The sequence below is a fragment of the Rhodovulum sp. YNF3179 genome (assembly GCF_050586465.1).
GTDB lineage: Bacteria > Pseudomonadota > Alphaproteobacteria > Rhodobacterales > Rhodobacteraceae > CAJXYS01.
Genome location: NZ_JBOCEG010000003.1, coordinates 204,105 through 220,313, shown reverse-complemented (window position 1 = coordinate 220,313; position 16,209 = coordinate 204,105). Strand labels below are relative to the sequence as shown.

22 protein-coding genes and 1 other RNA gene are annotated in these 16,209 nt (G+C 68.7%); 15 read left to right on the top strand and 8 right to left on the bottom strand.

The window, feature by feature from the left end; genetic code table 11:
• Nucleotides 1–42 precede the first annotated feature (42 nt).
• The 5 genes from ACQ5SP_RS06425 (at nucleotide 43) to ACQ5SP_RS06405 (ending at nucleotide 3,481) form a co-directional block, all read left to right on the top strand.
• Nucleotides 43–750: an endonuclease/exonuclease/phosphatase family protein gene (locus ACQ5SP_RS06425; protein WP_430937525.1), complete on the top strand. Its 708-nt coding sequence runs from the start codon at nucleotides 43–45 to the stop codon at nucleotides 748–750.
• A 199-nt stretch (nucleotides 751–949) separates the two neighbouring features.
• Nucleotides 950–1,249, top strand: coding sequence for a BufA1 family periplasmic bufferin-type metallophore (locus tag ACQ5SP_RS06420; protein WP_430937524.1), 300 nt, complete (start codon nucleotides 950–952; stop codon nucleotides 1,247–1,249).
• Nucleotides 1,250–1,308: 59 nt separating this feature from the next.
• On the top strand, nucleotides 1,309–2,181 hold the full coding sequence (gene bufB, locus ACQ5SP_RS06415) for an MNIO family bufferin maturase (protein ID WP_430937523.1): 873 nt from the start codon (nucleotides 1,309–1,311) through the stop codon (nucleotides 2,179–2,181).
• On the top strand, nucleotides 2,178–2,930 hold the full coding sequence (locus ACQ5SP_RS06410) for an HvfC/BufC family peptide modification chaperone (RefSeq protein ID WP_430937522.1): 753 nt from the start codon (nucleotides 2,178–2,180) through the stop codon (nucleotides 2,928–2,930). The genes bufB and ACQ5SP_RS06410 overlap by 4 nt, the downstream gene beginning before the upstream one ends.
• Nucleotides 2,927–3,481, top strand: coding sequence for a DoxX family protein (locus ACQ5SP_RS06405; protein ID WP_430937521.1), 555 nt, complete (start codon nucleotides 2,927–2,929; stop codon nucleotides 3,479–3,481). The genes ACQ5SP_RS06410 and ACQ5SP_RS06405 overlap by 4 nt, the downstream gene beginning before the upstream one ends.
• Here the strand turns inward: ACQ5SP_RS06405 and ACQ5SP_RS06400 are convergent.
• The gene (locus ACQ5SP_RS06400; protein ID WP_430937520.1) at nucleotides 3,478–3,834 is read right to left on the bottom strand and encodes a hypothetical protein; all 357 of its coding nucleotides are present in this window, start codon (nucleotides 3,832–3,834) and stop codon (nucleotides 3,478–3,480) included. The genes ACQ5SP_RS06405 and ACQ5SP_RS06400 overlap by 4 nt on opposite strands.
• Before the next feature lie 332 nt (nucleotides 3,835–4,166).
• On the opposite strand from ACQ5SP_RS06400, the gene ACQ5SP_RS06395 reads away from it, so the two are divergent.
• On the top strand, nucleotides 4,167–4,376 hold the full coding sequence (locus ACQ5SP_RS06395) for a cold-shock protein (protein ID WP_430937519.1): 210 nt from the start codon (nucleotides 4,167–4,169) through the stop codon (nucleotides 4,374–4,376).
• Nucleotides 4,377–4,456: 80 nt separating this feature from the next.
• Here the strand turns inward: ACQ5SP_RS06395 and ACQ5SP_RS06390 are convergent, their stop codons facing one another.
• From ACQ5SP_RS06390 to thyX, 3 genes are all read right to left on the bottom strand, one after another.
• Entirely contained in the window at nucleotides 4,457–4,780 is a 324-nt protein-coding gene (locus tag ACQ5SP_RS06390) for an ArsC/Spx/MgsR family protein (protein ID WP_430937518.1), read from the bottom strand.
• A 185-nt stretch (nucleotides 4,781–4,965) separates the two neighbouring features.
• Complete coding sequence (locus ACQ5SP_RS06385; RefSeq protein ID WP_430937517.1) at nucleotides 4,966–6,180, bottom strand: hypothetical protein; 1,215 nt, start codon at nucleotides 6,178–6,180, stop codon at nucleotides 4,966–4,968.
• 12 nt (nucleotides 6,181–6,192) lie between these two features.
• Nucleotides 6,193–7,098 (bottom strand): FAD-dependent thymidylate synthase, encoded by a 906-nt coding sequence (thyX, locus tag ACQ5SP_RS06380; RefSeq protein WP_430937516.1) that lies wholly within the window; start codon nucleotides 7,096–7,098, stop codon nucleotides 6,193–6,195.
• A gap of 185 nt (nucleotides 7,099–7,283) precedes the next feature.
• On the opposite strand from thyX, the gene ACQ5SP_RS06375 reads away from it, so the two are divergent.
• The 8 genes from ACQ5SP_RS06375 (at nucleotide 7,284) to ACQ5SP_RS06340 (ending at nucleotide 11,839) form a co-directional block, all read left to right on the top strand.
• A complete protein-coding gene (locus tag ACQ5SP_RS06375; RefSeq protein WP_430937515.1) occupies nucleotides 7,284–7,712 on the top strand; it encodes a VOC family protein in 429 nt (142 codons plus the stop codon).
• Nucleotides 7,709–8,383, top strand: coding sequence for a DUF1194 domain-containing protein (locus tag ACQ5SP_RS06370; protein WP_430937514.1), 675 nt, complete (start codon nucleotides 7,709–7,711; stop codon nucleotides 8,381–8,383). The genes ACQ5SP_RS06375 and ACQ5SP_RS06370 overlap by 4 nt, the downstream gene beginning before the upstream one ends.
• Nucleotides 8,380–9,138: a DUF1194 domain-containing protein gene (locus ACQ5SP_RS06365; protein ID WP_430937513.1), complete on the top strand. Its 759-nt coding sequence runs from the start codon at nucleotides 8,380–8,382 to the stop codon at nucleotides 9,136–9,138. Before ACQ5SP_RS06370 ends, ACQ5SP_RS06365 begins: the two co-directional genes overlap by 4 nt.
• Nucleotides 9,090–9,439, top strand: a transfer-messenger RNA (tmRNA) gene (gene ssrA, locus ACQ5SP_RS06360). Before ACQ5SP_RS06365 ends, ssrA begins: the two co-directional genes overlap by 49 nt.
• 75 nt (nucleotides 9,440–9,514) lie before the next feature.
• A complete protein-coding gene (locus tag ACQ5SP_RS06355; protein ID WP_430937512.1) occupies nucleotides 9,515–9,979 on the top strand; it encodes an SspB family protein in 465 nt (154 codons plus the stop codon).
• A 71-nt stretch (nucleotides 9,980–10,050) separates the two neighbouring features.
• Nucleotides 10,051–11,448, top strand: a complete 1,398-nt coding sequence (gene fumC, locus ACQ5SP_RS06350; protein ID WP_430937511.1) for a class II fumarate hydratase — start codon at nucleotides 10,051–10,053, stop codon at nucleotides 11,446–11,448.
• Complete coding sequence (locus ACQ5SP_RS06345) at nucleotides 11,445–11,627, top strand: DUF4169 family protein (RefSeq protein WP_430937510.1); 183 nt, start codon at nucleotides 11,445–11,447, stop codon at nucleotides 11,625–11,627. Before fumC ends, ACQ5SP_RS06345 begins: the two co-directional genes overlap by 4 nt.
• Complete coding sequence (locus ACQ5SP_RS06340) at nucleotides 11,624–11,839, top strand: ribbon-helix-helix domain-containing protein (RefSeq protein ID WP_430937509.1); 216 nt, start codon at nucleotides 11,624–11,626, stop codon at nucleotides 11,837–11,839. Before ACQ5SP_RS06345 ends, ACQ5SP_RS06340 begins: the two co-directional genes overlap by 4 nt.
• Nucleotides 11,840–11,857: 18 nt before the next feature.
• Here ACQ5SP_RS06340 and ACQ5SP_RS06335 read toward each other — a convergent pair whose 3' ends face one another.
• The 4 genes from ACQ5SP_RS06335 to ACQ5SP_RS06320 form a co-directional block, all read right to left on the bottom strand.
• The gene (locus ACQ5SP_RS06335; protein WP_430937508.1) at nucleotides 11,858–12,205 is read right to left on the bottom strand and encodes a hypothetical protein; all 348 of its coding nucleotides are present in this window, start codon (nucleotides 12,203–12,205) and stop codon (nucleotides 11,858–11,860) included.
• Between the two features lie 149 nt (nucleotides 12,206–12,354).
• Nucleotides 12,355–13,737, bottom strand: a complete 1,383-nt coding sequence (locus tag ACQ5SP_RS06330; protein WP_430937507.1) for a cytochrome P450 — start codon at nucleotides 13,735–13,737, stop codon at nucleotides 12,355–12,357.
• Nucleotides 13,734–14,966 carry a hypothetical protein gene (locus tag ACQ5SP_RS06325; protein ID WP_430937506.1) on the bottom strand — a complete coding sequence of 411 codons (1,233 nt, stop codon included), beginning with the start codon at nucleotides 14,964–14,966 and terminating at the stop codon, nucleotides 13,734–13,736. Before ACQ5SP_RS06325 ends, ACQ5SP_RS06330 begins: the two co-directional genes overlap by 4 nt.
• Before the next feature lie 83 nt (nucleotides 14,967–15,049).
• Entirely contained in the window at nucleotides 15,050–15,802 is a 753-nt protein-coding gene (locus ACQ5SP_RS06320; protein ID WP_430937505.1) for a cytochrome c biogenesis CcdA family protein, read from the bottom strand.
• A 112-nt stretch (nucleotides 15,803–15,914) separates the two neighbouring features.
• Here ACQ5SP_RS06320 and ACQ5SP_RS06315 point away from each other — a divergent pair, with 112 nt between their 5' ends.
• Complete coding sequence (locus tag ACQ5SP_RS06315) at nucleotides 15,915–16,145, top strand: sulfurtransferase TusA family protein (protein WP_430937504.1); 231 nt, start codon at nucleotides 15,915–15,917, stop codon at nucleotides 16,143–16,145.
• The last annotated feature ends 64 nt before the right edge of the window (nucleotides 16,146–16,209 follow it).

Below are 16,209 nucleotides of genomic sequence, written 5' to 3'. Positions count from 1 at the left end.
GCCGGGCTTTTGACGCGGACCCGGCATCCCCATATGTGGCCCATGTCCGACAGGTTTCGCGTCGCCACCTACAACATCCGCAAATGCGTCGGGCTCGACCGCCAGCGCAAGCCCGGCCGCGTGCTCGACATCGTCTCTGATCTCGAGGCGGATATCGTGGCGCTGCAGGAGGCCGACCGCCGCCTCGGCCCGCGGCCGTCCGCCCTGCCGCGGCGGATGATCGACATCCATTCCGACATGGAACCGGTGACGCTGGCCGCCAACGACGTCAGCCTCGGCTGGCACGGCAACGCGCTGCTGGTACGCAAGGGCACCCGGGTGCGCCATGCCGAGCGGCTGAACCTGCCCCATCTGGAGCCGCGCGGCGCCGTTCTGGCCGAGCTCGAGATCCGCGGCCGTGCGCTGCGCGTGATCGGTGCCCACCTGGCGCTCGTGCGCCGGTTCCGGCAGGCGCAGGCCGCGACCCTCGCCGACACGCTGGGCGCCCGCCCGGCCATGCCGACGGTCATCCTCGGCGATTTCAACGAGTGGAGCGTTCTCGGCGCGCTGGCGCCGCTGGCGGCCGGCTACGACTGGCACGCGCCGGGGCGCAGCTTTCATGCCGCCCAGCCCATGGCCGCGCTCGACCGCATCGCCACCGGCCCCGAGATCACCCTCTGGGACGCGGGCGTCGAGGAAGGCGCCGCCGCGCGGCAGGCCTCCGATCACCTGCCGGTCTGGGCAGACCTGCGGTGGCACGGCGCAGATTGAAACGAAACCCGCGGCCGAGCGGCCGAATCCGGGCAATTCTGTTTCAGTCCACCCCCTTTTCAGCGACATTTTCTGACATTCACTGACATACGCGTGTGTCACGCCCATGTGTGTGGCCGGTGATCGGCCCGCCCCGCTACCCCTGTGACAGCCGCCAAGGAAACCCGCGGCCTTGAGACCCACAGGAGGAAGACCACCCATGTCCCATAAAACCATGACCACCCTCGCCATCGCCGGCGCCGTCGCCGCCGCCGTCTCTGCCCACGGCACCACCGCCGCGCAGGCGCAGGAAAAGGTGAAATGCTACGGCGTTTCTCTGGCCGGTGAAAATGACTGCGCCGCCGGCCCCGGCACCACCTGCGCCGGAACCTCGACCGTCGACTACCAGGGCAACGCCTGGACGCTGGTGCCGGCCGGTACCTGCGAAGAGATGGACCTGCCGGGCGACCGGATGGGCTCGCTCGAGCCGCTGGACCGCGACCTGCCCGAACAGGGCTGAGCCGCCCGCGCCCGGGCGGCATCGCCCGGGCGTCCCCTCCGGCCAAGGAGAACCGCCCCATGCTCGACCGTGCCCCCGATCCGACCGCGACCCTGCCCGACGCGCCCGGCGTCGGCTACAAGGCGCAGCATTACGCCGCCATAGGGGCCGATCCCGGCGCGGTGCGCTGGCTGGAAATCCACGCCGAGAACTACATGGGCGACGGCGGGCGCCCGATCGCCCAGCTGCGCGATCTGCGCGACCGCTTCCCGATATCCTGCCACGGCGTCGGGCTGTCCATCGGCGGCGAGGCGCCGCTCGACCGTGACCATCTCGCGCGTCTCCGGCGACTGCTGGACTGGCTCGCGCCGGCGGCGTTTTCCGAGCATCTCGCCTGGTCCACCCATGACGGGCATTTCCTGAACGACCTGCTGCCGCTGCCCTACACCGCCGCGACGCTCGCCCGCGTCGCCGAGCATGTCGACGAGGTGCAGCAGACGCTCGGCCGGCAGATGCTGCTCGAGAACCCCTCGACCTACCTCGCCTTCGCCGAAAGCGAGATGTCCGAGATCGATTTCCTGGCCGGTATCGCACGGCGCACAGGCTGCGGGCTGCTTCTCGACGTCAACAACGTCTTCGTCTCGGCGACCAACCAGGGCTGGGACCCGGTCGCCTATATCGACACCTTCCCGCTGGATCGCGTGGGCGAGATACATCTCGGCGGCCATGACGCACAGGCCGACGATCACGGCGCACCGCTGCTGATCGACAGCCACGGCGCGCCGGTCGTGGACCCGGTCTGGGCGCTCTACGCCCACACGATCCGGCGCGGCGGACCGCGCCCGACCCTGATCGAGTGGGACACCGACGTGCCCGACTGGCCCGTGCTGGCCTCGGAGGCCGCCCGCGCCGCCCGGGTGCTGGCCGACGCTGCCGCGGAGCAGCCGGGATGAGCGCCCAGGACGCCTTCGCCGCCGCGCTGCTCGACCCGGCCCGGCCGGCACCGGCCGGCTTGACCGATCCCGCCGGCCGCCCGGCCGGCGCGCGCTTCGACGTCTACCGCAACAACGTGGCCGCCAGCCTGACCGCGGCGCTCGAGACCGGGTTCCCGGTGCTGCGCCGGCTGCTCGGCGCGGAGTTCTTCGCCGCCATGGCGGGCGTGTTCCTGCGGGCCCATCCCCCCCGCGGGCGGCTGCTGATGACCTATGGGACGGCGATGCCCAGCTTCCTCGAGGCGTTCCCGCCGGTGGCGCATCTGCCCTACCTGCCCGACGTCGCGCGGCTGGAACTGGCGCGCCGGCAGGCCTACCACGCCGCCGACGCCGCCCCGCTCGCCGCCGGGGCGCTGGCCGCGCTGCCGCCCGACCGGCTGACGGCCGCGCGGCTGCGCCTTGCCCCGGCCCTGCGGCTGGTGCGCTCGGACTGGCCGGTGGCCGCGATCTGGCACGCCAACACCACCCCCGGCGCACCGCCGCCCGGCACGGGCGGCCAGGACGCGCTCGTCACCCGGCCGGGCTACGACCCGGAGGTGGCCGCCCTCGGCCCCGGCGAAGGCGCCTTCGTGGCCGCGCTGATGGCCGGCGCGCATCTCGGCGCGGCCCATGAGGCGGGCGCCGCGACGCCCGGCTTCGACCTGACCCCGGCGCTCGGGCGGCTGCTGGCCGGCGGGGCCATCACCGGCATAGAGGAGGAGAGCGCATGACCCGGCTGATCGTGCTCCATGACACCCTGTTCACATGGGCCGAGCGCAGCCTCGCGGCCTGGCTGCTGCCGACGCTGGCGCGGCTCGTCTTCGCGGGCGTGCTGCTGACGTATTTCTGGCGCTCGGCGCTGACCAAGCTGGGCGACGGGCCGCTGGGGATCTTCCGCCCCTCGGACGGCGCCTATGTCCAGATCTTCCCCCGCGCGATGGAGGCCGCCGGCTATGACAGCGGCCAGCTCGGGATCTTTCACTGGGCGGTGGCGCTTGCGGGCACCTGGGCGGAATTCCTGCTGCCCGCGCTGATCCTCGCGGGGTTTGCCACGCGGCTGGCGGCGGCGGGGATGATCGGCTTCGTCGCGGTCCAGAGCCTGACCGACATCTACGGCCACGGCGTCGGCGGCGCCGACCTGGGCGCGTGGTTCGACCGCGCGCCGGATGCGCTGATCCTCGACCAGCGGGCGTTCTGGGTCTTCGTGCTGGCGGTCCTCGTGCTCAGGGGCGCGGGGCCGCTCTCGGTGGATGCGTGGCTCCGGGCGCGGCGCGCGGGCTAGTGCGGGTCCGGGCGGCGGGCGGCCAGCGCCAGCAGCCCGCCGATCGCGGCCATCGCGATCGGGAACATGGTGAAGACGCCGAAGCCGAAGCCCCAGTACATCCCCCCCGCCGAGGCCAGCAGCAGCAGCCCCGCCACCAGGTTGAGCGACCGCGCCATCGCGCCCCCCGCGATCGCGAGGATCGGCGCCCCGAGCGAGATCGCGCGGATGCGCTCGACGTTCTCGACCTGGCCGGCGACGTCCTCGATCTCGCCGAACCAGGCGATGAACTCGGTGTAGCCGTAGCTGAAGAAGCCCACCATCATGCCCCAGAGCCCGGCGATAATGCCGAGGATCAGTGCCGCGTTGCGCATGTTTCACCTCCGTTTGGGGGGCATGTAGGCGTTGTGCGCGCCGGGCGCAATCCGGGACGTGGTCCGCGCGAGCGTTTCGTGACGTCCGCGCGGGCATCCTGCCGGTTTTGTCATCACCCCGTCACACAACCGGCGCGGATCGCCGCCGGCCGGGCGCGGGACGCAGTGCGGCGTTGATTTTCAAACTGATTCGCGCCACGGTTTTCGCACGTGAAGACAGACTTTCGACCATCGACCGTTTCCTGCGACCCGCAGCCGGCACGACCTGGAAGAGGCTGCGACACGACCGCCGCGGGCATCGGGCCGGCGGCCCAAGCGAAAGGAAATGGTCCATGCCGACCGGAAAAGTGAAATGGTTCAACACCACCAAGGGCTACGGCTTCATCGCGCCCGATGACGGTGGCAAGGACGTGTTCGTCCATATCTCCGCCGTCGAGCGCGCCGGGCTGACCGGGCTCCGCGACAACCAGGCGGTGTCCTTCGACATGGAGCAGGGCCGCGACGGTCGCTCCGCCGCGGGCAACCTGCAGGCGCTGGACTGACATCGCGCACGCGCGCGCGCGCCCCGCGGGGCGGCGCGGGCCTCACGCGGCCCGGGGGCGCCCCCCGGGCCGTTGTCATGTCAGGTGAGCGCCGCCTGCACGTCCCTGCCCCAGCCCAGGTGCAGCGTGGCGCCGTCGTCGATGACGGGGCGTTTCATCAGCGTGGGATGCGCGGCCAGCAGGGCAGCGGGGGCGCGGGCGCGCTCGGCCGCGGGCAGCTGGCGCCAGGTGGCGGAGCGGCGGTTGACCAGGTCGCCGCCGAAGGCGTCGAGGAACCGGTCGCGCACCGCCGGGGCCAGCGGCTCGGCGCGGATGTCGTGGAAGACGACCGCGTGGCCGGCGGCCTCGAGCGCGCGGCGCGCGGCGCGGCAGGTGTCACAGGTCTTGATGCCGTAGAGCGTCATGGGGGCCTCCTCTGGCCGGGTATGGCGCGGCGCGCGGCGGGGATCAAGGGCGGCGCGGGGCCTCGAGACCCTGGCCGGTCTCCCGGAGGGCAGCGCCCGTCCCGGGGGTGGGCGCGTTCAGCGCCCGCCCAAGGGGGCGGGGCGGGCGCTGCCCGGGCCGTTGGCCCGGGCGGGTTTTTTGGCACCTATGAACTCGCCGACTCAAACTGCACCGGAAGATCAATACGAAAACGTCCTAGGGAAACGTTCTCTCTTTTTGGAATCACCAAGGATACTTGCCCATTAGGCAATTCTTCTAGGTGGATGTGCCAGTAACGCCCCTTATTACTGTGCGTAGTATTTAAAAAATCCAAATAGGGAACTAGTTCTTCGAGAGGGATTGAGAAGGCATCATTACGCCCCATACACCCCAAAACAAAATATCCATTTGTGCCTTTCTCAAGGAATTCTTTCCAAGATGGGTGAAACGCATACCAATAACTAGGTCCATCTTCGTAGCGCTTTGAGATTGTGCAAGCGACCCGCGCATGCCTATCTGCACTCCAATACATTGCCCTAGTTCGCTTGAGAAGCTTGGAACCAACAAGATTTGACATTGCTGAAATAATTGCGAAACGCTTTGCATTCAGAAGATCTTTATCAGTCACCTCGTTACTTCTTGGCAGCTTAGTTTCACCTGCAGGAGCAGCCAGAGCTGGAGTCTCTTCAAGTTCGGAATCTAAATCCGATGCAGTTGTAAAAACAACATCCACGAGACCGTCAACACGCGTATATTCAACCGGAACAAGTATACTTCTGATTTTCTGACCAGTCTCTTCCTCATCCGAGTTCTCTTTAAGAAGGACCATTTTCACAAGAGCGTCAGCACTTATGAGGCGGATGTCCCAGGCGTGACGCGACCCCCTCACCTGCGCTTCTAGTTCCCCCGTATCTTCTCTTCCTACTACAATTAGTATTGAGGAACTTAAGCCAATTTCACCCTCATCGATAAGCCGCGCTCGATAACCTGCAATCGTGTCCATCGACATTCGGTATGCATCGGTCGTTTTGACTTCCAAGATTATGTGGTTACCCTCGGGCGCTTTCCACAGGCCATCATTTCCGATTGCACTTTTTCGACCTGAGTAAAATCCATTCTGAACCTGAAAATCTAGTCGTCGACCAAGCTCATTGATAAGATCCTGCAACACAAGACCACTTTTGTCGAAAGCCTCTCCAAGACATTGCTCGACATACACTTTGAGCTTAGATGTTTCGATTTGAGAGAGATACTTGCGGAACTCGAGCGAACAATCGGAGCCATCTTTAAGCTTTCCATCGCCAGCAAAAGACACAGCTTGCTGGACCGTGAACTGCTCTACCGTTTTCTGGTCTGACTCCCAAAGTGACAAGAGCGGCATTTTTACTATCCCTCACTCCAACAACTGCTGAAACTCCCGCCATTCCCCCTTCGACATGCCGGAGGTCTCCTGCGTCACCTCTTCACCCTTGAGCATACGCCTCACGCAGTCAATCGCCTTGGACGAGAGCGTCGCGCCCCCCATGCGGTAGTCCTCGAAGGCGCGGTAGGCCAGCGGCACCCAGTCCGCGACGAGGCGGCAGATCTCCTCGGCATAGACGCGGATCTCGTATTGCGCGTGGGCGTCGGCGCGCAGGCGCAGGAAGTGGAACAGGTTGTGCAGGTCCGTCTTCCAGTACCATTGCGTGTAGACATTGGCCGGCAGGTTCATCCGCGCCAGTTCCCGCGCGAGGCCCTGCTGGCCCTCCTGGCTCAGCATTTCCTCGTAATGGTCGTAGGATCGCGTGGCGTCGCCCTTCAGGATCTCCAGTACGCGGGCGGCCTCCTGCCCTTCCAGCACGGCGCCGCGGCCCTGGTTGTTGACCGTGGACTGCGCCGCCAGCGCCTCGGGCGCGGGGATGTAGAACTCGCGGTCGAGGATCGAGTAGCGCGCCGAGTACTCGTTGACGTTCGCGGTGCGGTGGCGGATCCATTGCCGGGCCACGAAGACCGGCAGTTTCACGTGCAGCTTGATCTCGCACATCTCGAAGGGGGTCGAGTGCCAGTGCCGCATCAGGTAGCGGATCAGCCCCTCGTCGTTGGAGACGTGCTTGGTCCCGGCCCCGTAGCTGACCCGCGCCGCCTGCACGATGGCCGAATCGTCGCCCATGTAGTCGATCACCCGGACGAAGCCGTGATCGAGCACCTCGTGGGCGGTGTAGAGATGGGCCTCCATCCCCTCGGCGACGGCGCGCAGCGTCGGGCGGGGGGTGGCGCGGGCGGCCTCGATTTCGGCCTGCTGCTCGGGCGAGAGCGTCATGGGCGGATCCTTTCGGTGGATGCGGCGAGTCGGGGAAACTATATCTGCCATCGGGCCACCGCTGAACCCCCATATGCAGTGGGCCGCGCCGGGGGACGGATCGCCCCTTCCAACCCGCGCGCCCGGCCCTATCATGGGCCGCGAGGCCGGGCTGCCCGGCCGCACCGACAACCGACGGAGGGATCATGAACATCCGCTACCTGCACACCATGGTGCGCGTGAAGGACCTGGACGCGACGATGGATTTCTTCCGCCTGCTGGGGCTGGAGGAGACGCGCCGCTGGGACAACGAGGACGGCCGTTTCACGCTGGTCTTCATGGCGCCCCCGGGCCAGCACGAGACCCCGGTGGAGCTGACTTACAACTGGGACGGCGATGACGGGCTGCCCTCCGACAGCCGCCATTTCGGCCATCTCGCCTACGAGGTGGAAGACATCTACGCCATGTGCCAGCACCTGATGGACAACGGCGTGACCATCAACCGCCCGCCGCGCGACGGGCGCATGGCCTTCGTGCGCAGCCCCGACAACATCTCGATCGAGCTGCTGCAGATGGGCGCGGCACAGGCGCCGGAGGAGCCCTGGGCCAGCATGAAGAACACGGGTCACTGGTGAGGTGGCTCGCCGCGCTGGCGGCGATCTTCGCCGGGGCGGCGCCGGCGCGTGCCGCCTGCCACCTGGCGCTGGCGCTGGCGCTGGACGTGTCGTCCTCGGTCGACACGGCGGAATACCGGCTGCAGCGCGACGGCCTGGCGGCCGCGCTCGGCGCGCCGTCGGTGCAGGCGGCCCTTTTCGCGATCCCGGGCCAGCATGTCACCCTGGCCGCCTATGAGTGGTCCGGGCGCTATCGCCAGCGCCTGGTGCTGGACTGGACGCCGGTCCGCGGCCCTGCCGACCTGGCGCGGGTCCGCGCCACGATCGGCGCGGCCCGGCGCAGCGCGCGCAACTTTCCCACGGCGATGGGCTACGCGCTGGGATACGGCGCCGGGCTGCTGGCGCGCGCGCCCGCCTGCGACCGGCAGGTGCTGGACGTCTCGGGCGACGGGCTCAACAACGAGGGGTTCCCGCCCGACCGCGCCTATGCGCATTTTCCCTTTGCCGGCGTGACGGTGAACGGGCTGGTCATCGACCAGGGCGATCCCCGGGTGGTGGATTTCTACATCGACGAGGTGCTCCACGGGCCGGGCAGTTTTCTCGAACGGGCCGACGGCTACGCAGATTTCGAGCGCGCCATGCGCCGCAAGCTGCTGCGCGAGATCCGCAGCATGGTGGTGGGCGCAAGATGATCCGGGCGCTGGCGCTGCTGGTTGCGCTCTGGGCCGCGGCACCGGCCGGCGCGGCCTGCCGGCAGGCACTGGCGCTGGGGCTCGACGTGTCGGGATCGGTCGACGCGCGGGAATACCGGCTGCAGCTCGACGGGCTGGCCGCGGCGCTGACGGACCCGGAGGTGCGCGCGACGCTGCTGGCGATGCCCGCTGCCCCGGTCGCGCTGGCCGTCTATGAATGGAGCGGGCCGGATCACCAGGCGCTGATCCTCGACTGGACGCCGATCGACGGCCCGGTCGCGCTGCGCCGCGTCGCGGACCGGCTGCGGGGCTGGCAGCGTGCCGCCGCGCCGGAGACCACGGCGCTCGGCCAGGCGCTGCTTTTCGGCGGCGCGCTGCTGGCGCGCGCCCCGGGCTGCTGGGCGCGGACGCTGGATATCTCGGGCGACGGCCGCAACAACACCGGTCCCCGCCCCCGCGCCACGCGGGGCGCGGCGGTGCTGGCGGGCGTGACGGTGAACGCGCTGGTCATCGGCGCCGACACCGGCAACCCGCAGGATCGCCGCCAGGCCGAGATCGGCGCGCTGGTGTCCTATTTCCGGGCCGAGGTCCTGCGCGGTCCCGGCGCCTTCCTCGAGACCGCGCTCGGCTTCGAGGCCTATCCCCGCGCCATGAAGCGCAAGCTGCTGCGCGAGCTCGAGGCGCTGGCCGTGGGCCGCGCGGCCACCCCCTTCAAATCCGCCGCCGGGGAGCCTATATCTGGAGTGTCCCGCTAGGGACTATGGGCATAAACGCGCACGTAATAAGCGGATCGGACCCGGGGGCGGTACCCGGCGGCTCCACCAATATCCCCGTCGTTGGCGGATCATGGGGCCGAAACAGGATCGACGAACGTGTAAAGGTGTGGCTTTGTCCCGGTGAGGTACCACCGTTATCGGTCCGTAAAGTACAGTTGCCAACGACAACCGTGCTCCGGTCGCCGTTGCTGCGTAAGCAGTAACAAGACCGAAACTTAAGCCCTGTCCTCTAGCAAGGTCAGGCGGGGTTCGCAGGCACCTGGCAACAGAAGCCTGCACTTTCCTCCCCTGCAAGCCCCCTTTTCATCGGTGCCGAATCCCCTATGCTGGCCGGGATCGCATCGGACAGGCTTTCATGACCCGCAGCATCGATTACGGCAACCTCATGCACCGCGCCATGCGCACCCTCATCGCCGAGGTTCTGGGCGACGTGGCGGAAAACGGGCTGCCCGGCGAGCATCATTTCTTCATCACCTTCGACACCAAGCATCCCGAGGTGGAAATCGCCGACTGGCTGCACGAACGCTATCCCGAAGAAATGACGATCGTGCTCCAGCACTGGTTCGAGAATCTCGACGTGCGCGAGGATGGATTCACCGTGACGCTGAATTTCGGCGACCGGCCGGAACCGCTGGTTGTGCCCTATGACGCGATCCTGACCTTCGTCGATCCCTCGGTCGAGTTCGGCCTGCGTTTCGAGACCACCCAGTCCGAGGACGACGCGGCGGAAGACGACGCCGAGGAGGCGCCGCTCGCCGAGGTCGAGGACGACACCAAGCGCGAGGCCGACGTGGTCAGTCTCGATTCCTTCCGGAAATAGCGCCGCGCCCATGCATTGATCTTTCGCGTTTTGCCGTTAAGACGGGGGCGGCAGACGGAGGAGCTTTGCAGATGACGAATACCCGCACCGAGACCGACAGCTTCGGCCCGCTGGAGGTCCCCGCCGACAAGTACTGGGGCGCGCAGACCCAGCGCTCGATCATCAATTTCCCCATCGGCTGGGAAAAGCAGCCCGTGGCCATCGTCCGGGCGCTCGGCGTCATCAAGAAGGCCTGCGCCCAGGCCAACACGGACCTGGGCAATCTGGACCCGAAGCTGGGCGAGGCCATCGCCGCCGCCGCGCAGGAGGTGGTCGACGGCAAGCTCGACGACAACTTCCCGCTGGTCGTGTGGCAGACCGGGTCCGGCACCCAGTCGAACATGAACGCCAACGAGGTGATCGCCAACCGCGCCATCGAGATGCTGGGCGGCACCGTCGGCACCAAGGACCCGGTGCACCCGAACGATCACTGCAACATGGGGCAAAGCTCCAACGACACCTTCCCCACGGCGATGCACATCGCCACGGCGATGACAGCGCGCGACGTGCTGCTGCCGGGGCTCGAGACGCTGCACGCCGCGCTCGCGGCCAAGGTCGCGGAGTTCGACGGCATCATCAAGATCGGCCGCACCCACACCCAGGACGCAACACCGCTGACGCTGGCGCAGGAATTCTCGGGCTATGCTCACCAGGTCGCGATGGGCATCGAGCGGGTCCGGGGCGCGCTCGGGCGCATCCACGAGCTGGCCCAGGGCGGCACCGCCGTCGGCACCGGGCTCAACACGCGCAAGGGCTGGGCCGAGATGGTCGCGGCCAACATGGCCGAGATCACCGGCCTGCCCTTCGTCACCGCGCCCAACAAGTTCGAGGCGCTCGCCGCCCATGACGCCATGGTCGAGATGTCGGGCGCGCTCAAGACCGTGGCCGCCAGCCTCTTCAAGATCGCCAACGACATCCGGCTGCTGGGCTCGGGCCCGCGCTGCGGCCTGGGCGAGCTGATCCTGCCCGAGAACGAGCCGGGCTCGTCGATCATGCCCGGCAAGGTGAACCCGACCCAGGCCGAGGCCATGACCCAGGTCTGCGCCCATGTCATGGGCAACGACGCGGCCGTCGGCTTCGCCGGCAGCCAGGGCCATTTCGAGCTGAACGTCTACAAGCCGATGATGGCCTATAACGTGCTGCAGTCCATGCAGCTTCTGGGCGATGCGGCGGTGGCCTTCACCGACAATTGCGTCTCGGGCATCGAGGCCAACCGCGAGCGGATCGAGAAGCTGATGCGCGAGAGCCTGATGCTGGTGACCGCGCTGGCCCCCGAGATCGGCTATGACAACGCCACCACGGTGGCCAAGACCGCGCACAAGAACGGCACCACCCTCAAGGAAGAGGCCGTCCGGCTCGGCTTCGTGGACGAAGAGACCTTCGAGCGCGTCGTCCGCCCCGAGCAGATGATCGGCCCCAGGGACGGATGAGCGGCAAGCTCGTCAGCCTGTCGCGCGCCCGCAAGGCGCGCGACCGCGAGGCCCGCCGCGCCGAGGCCGACGCCAACGCGGCGAAGTTCGGCCGGAGCAAGTCGGAAAAGGCCCGCGACGAGGCCACTTCCGCGCGCGAGGCGGCCCGGCTCGACGGGCACAGGCGGGACGAGGAATGAGCGGCCGGCCGCGCAAGCATTCGCTGACGCTGCGCGGACATCGCACCAGCGTCTCGCTCGAGGACGCGTTCTGGGACGCCTTCCGCGAGATCGCCGCCGAAAAGGGCAAGCCGGTCAATGCGCTGGCCGCCGAGATCGACGAGGCCCGCGGGATGGATATGGGCCTCGCCTCGGCGATCCGGCTCTACGTGCTGCGCCATTACCGGCCCTGAACGGGCCGGCGCCGCGCCTCAGAAGGTCGAGCTGCGGCTGAACTCGGTCTGGATCCGGGGCTCCTCGTCATACTTGAAGCCCTCGAAGGCCCAGGTCAGCGCCCGCAACACCACCGCGAGAACCAGGATCGGGACGATCAGCGTCGCCGTCGCGATCGTGAGTTCGTAGATGTCCACCGGCAGCTGAAGCTGCGTATAGGCACTTTCCGGGCCGAAGAATGGCCGCATGACCAGATCGAGCTGGGCACTCACGAAACCGAGGAAAGACAGGCTCTCGGGATTGACGGACAGCACCGTGGCCGCGCCCCCCAGCCATATGACGGTCAGCATCACCCAGATACGGAACATGCCGCGACGGATATTCATGTCAGCCCCCCCAATTGCTGCGCATTTTCATCCTGATCAATAAGAACAGTATGCACGACAAAAGGAATTTAGGAAGATTCTTCTTCAAATCCTTTCGGATAAAGGCATTTCCGAATTGTTCGCCCCGCATTTCGATCGGATCGGGAACGTCACGGGGCGCGGCCGCGGCGCGTGATCCGCAGGCGGATACCGTCCCGCGCGCGCACCGTGAGATGGGCGACCGGCACCGGCGCGGGGCAGTCCGCCGGGCGAACCTCCAGCGCGCGAAGCAGGAGCGCCAGCAGGAGCGGCCCCTCCGCCATGGCGAAGCCCGCGCCGGGACAGACCCGCGGCCCGGCCGAGAAGGGAATATAGGCGTCGCGCGCGCTCCGGCGTCCGGCCGGGGTCTGCCAGCGCGCCGGGTCGAAGACGTCCGGCCGGTCCCAGAACCGGGCGTGCCGATGCAGGTGCCACGGGCTGAGCACCACCTGCGCGCCCGGCGCGACGGCGCGGCCGCGGAAGCGTTCGGCCCGCGCGGCCGTGCGCACCATCATCGGCACCGGCGGGTAGAGCCGCAACGCCTCGCGGAAGACGTCGCGCGCCGCCGTCAGCCGGGCCACCTGCCCCATCGCCGGCGGGTCCCCGTCCCGCCCCAGAACCGCCTGCGCCTCGGCGGCGACCGCCGCCTGCCAGTCCGGGTCGCAGGCCAGGAGGTAGAGCGCCCAGGCCAGCGCCGAGGCGCTGGTCTCGTGCCCGGCGAGAAAGAAGATCGCCACCTGGTCGACCATCTCGGCGGTCGCGAACCGCGCGCCGGTCTCGGGATCGGGGGTGGTCATGATCTTGGTGGCGAGGTCGTCGGGCGCGCGGCCCCGCGCGATCTCGGCCGCGCGGGCGGCGGTCATCTCGGCGATGAGGCTGCGGATCGCCCGCGCCGTCGCGATGGTGCGCCGGCGATGCAGCCGCGGTGCCCAGCGCGGCAGCGGCAGCAAGGCGCCCGCGTTCAGAAGCGGCTGCGCGCGCTGATGCGCCCGGAACAACTCGAAGACCGCGGCCGCCGCGGCATCGGTGATCGGAAGGGAAAAAAGCGTGCGGAAGATCACGTCCGCGGCGGCATGCGCGGTCTCGGACTCGATTTCCACGGTCGTGCCGGCCCGCAGCGCCAGCCGCCCGGCCGCCGCCTGCCCCGCCGCCCACATCGCCGGTAACGTCGCCTGCAACCGCCCACCGGCGAAGGCCGGGTCGATGATCCGGCGCTGGCGCGCCCACTCTGCCCCGTTGGTGACGAAGACCGACTGCCCCAGCAGCGGCGCCAGCCCCTCGCGCAGGCGGTCGGATTTCGGAAAGTCGCCGGGGCGCTCCTGCAGGACCAGCCGCACCAGCGCCGGATCGTTGCAGAGATAGGAACGGAAGAAGGGCGTGCGGAACTCCGCCATCCAGGCCCGGTAGAGATGCGCGGGCTGGCTGGCCAGGATGTCCTGCCGGAAGAGCCGTGCATAGCGCCAGAGCGACACCCGCCCTTGCCGCGCGGCCGGTTTGGGCGGCACGACGCTCATGCGCCGAAATCCCGGTAGGGGCTTTCCGCCCGTTCGATCCGGCTCGGCGAGGGGGGCCGCGCGGCAAAGTGCCGGGCCAGCGTCAGGGGCCCCGCGGTCACCCGGAAATAATCGTAGTCCCCCGGCGCGCCGCGCAGGTTGTCGAAGGCGCAGAGATACTGGAAATGCAGCCGGAAGAAACGCCGCCGCAACCGCGCCAAGCGGGCCGGCGACAGCGTTCGGCTGAACGCCGCCGAGATCACCAGCGGCCAGCGCTTGCCTGCCGGCGCGACGCCGGTCACGGCCACCGGGTCGCAGAGCGCAAAGGAACAGCCGTCGCCCGGCGCGGTGACATCGACCCAGGCGGCGCGATCCTGCACCGCCATCTGCGCGAGATCCCGGCGCAGCGCCCCGGCCCGCGGCAGGAAACTGACCATCGGCACCGCGTGACCCAGCGTCAGCAGCGACAGCGCCGGCCCCGCGGCCGGCACGCGCCCCTGCCGGATCAGCCCGGCCAGCACCGAGATCGCGATCTGCGCGCCCGAGGAATGCCCCACCACGAGCACCTCGTCCGGCCCCTCGGCCAGCGCCGCGGTGACCCGGTCGGCGAAGGTCTCGATCCGCGCCGCCAGCGCGGGCGGCGTGGCCCCGTCGCAAGCCGCCGCGAAGGCGTAGTCATGCATTAGGTAATGGGCATAGATCCGACGGTCCCGCGCCCGGAACCAGGCCAGCGTCGCCGGCACCGTCGCCGCGCCCGCCACCAGCGCCGCCCAGCCCGGCAGGGCCAGGCCGGCCAGCACCGCGATCCCCACCGCGAGTCCCAGCGCGACGAGCGCCTGCGCGACGAGCATCGCCGCCGGGTAGAGCGCCGCGATCACCGGCCCCCGGCGCAGCCGCGCCAGCCGGAACAGGACGCCGCCCCGCAGGTAGCGCCAGAGCGTGCGCGCCAGCAGGGCATAGGTCGCCCCCACCCCGCGCCGCATCGAGGCGCGGACGATGTCGGACCAGACCAGGACCTCGAACTCGGCAAGCACGTCCTGCCCGTCGAGCCGGGCGGACACGACCCACCCGTGACCGCGCGCGCCCGGCAGGCCCGCGACACGGATATCATGGCCGGACAGACGCGCCTGCTCCGCCGCCTCGCGGCGGTAGAGTTCGCGGTAACGGCGTGCTGGAAACGGATCGTAGCCGGGAATGTAGAGCACGCGGCGGTGGGTCACCGGCCGCGGTCGTTCCGCGTCACTCGTCATGCGTCTACTCGTTACCGGGTGCCCAGCGTCAACCGTTTCCGATCATAGGACGAAACGCTTAACGACGTAAGACGTTTCGCGCCTCAGCCGAGCGTGGCGAGCGACGGGAAGGTCTCGAGCAGCCAGAAGGAGAGATCCGAGAAGGCCCCGGTCAGCAGCATCACCCCCACCACCAGCAACAGCGCGCCCATGGTCTTCTCGATCACGCCCATGTGCCGCTTGAACCAGCCCATCATCTTCATCGAGCGCTGCAGGAAAACGGCGACCAGCAGGAAGGGAATGCCGAGCCCGGCGGCATAGACGCCCAGGAGCACCGTGCCGCGCGCGACCGAGGCCTCCTGCGCGGCAAGCGAGAGGATGGCGCCCAGCTGCGGCCCGATGCAGGGCGTCCAGCCGAAGGCGAAGGCAAGCCCCAGCACATAGGCGCCGAGCGCCGATCCGCCCTTGTCGCCGGCGTCGAGCCGGGCCTCGCGGTCGAGGATCGGAATCCGGAAGACATTCAGGAAATGCAGCCCGAACACGATCACCACGGCACCTGCAATCTGCGCGAAAAGCTGTTGATTTTGCAGGAAGAACGCCCCGAAGGCCGAGGCCGTGAAGCCAAGGAAGAGAAACACCGTCGACAGGCCCAGCACGAAGAAGAGTGCCGTCAACAGCACGGTGCGGCGCGCCTTCACGGTGCCGGCGGCCTCGTTCATGGTCACGCCGCTCATATAGGCGAGGTAGGGCGGCACGATCGGCAGCACGCAGGGCGAGAGGAACGACAGCAGCCCCGCCGCCGCCGCGATCAGCATGGCCGGCAGGAGACTGGCATCTATGATGTCGATTCCGAACATGGCGCTCCGTGTCCCGTTGCTCGACCCATGTAATCCATCCGGGCCGCCGGGTCACCGCCCGGGCTGTCACATTCCCGTGGACACGAGGTCGCGGGCGCGCTATCGCCCGGTCATGACATGGGATGCGGAACTCGACGCGACCGGCCTGCTCTGCCCGCTGCCGGTGCTGAAGGCGCGCAAGCGGCTGTCCGCCCTGCCGCGGGGCGGCGTGTTGCGGGTGCTCGCCGACGATCCCGCCGCCGTCGTGGACGTGCCGCATTTCTGCGCCGAACAGGGGCACGCGCTGCTCTCGGCCGAGACGGGAACGATCCCGCAGGTCTACCTGATCCGTCGCGGGGGCTGAGGCCCCCGGCACCCTGCCCCGCTCGCGGCCGTCGCCCCTCACGGGGGCAGGGTGCGCGAGGTTA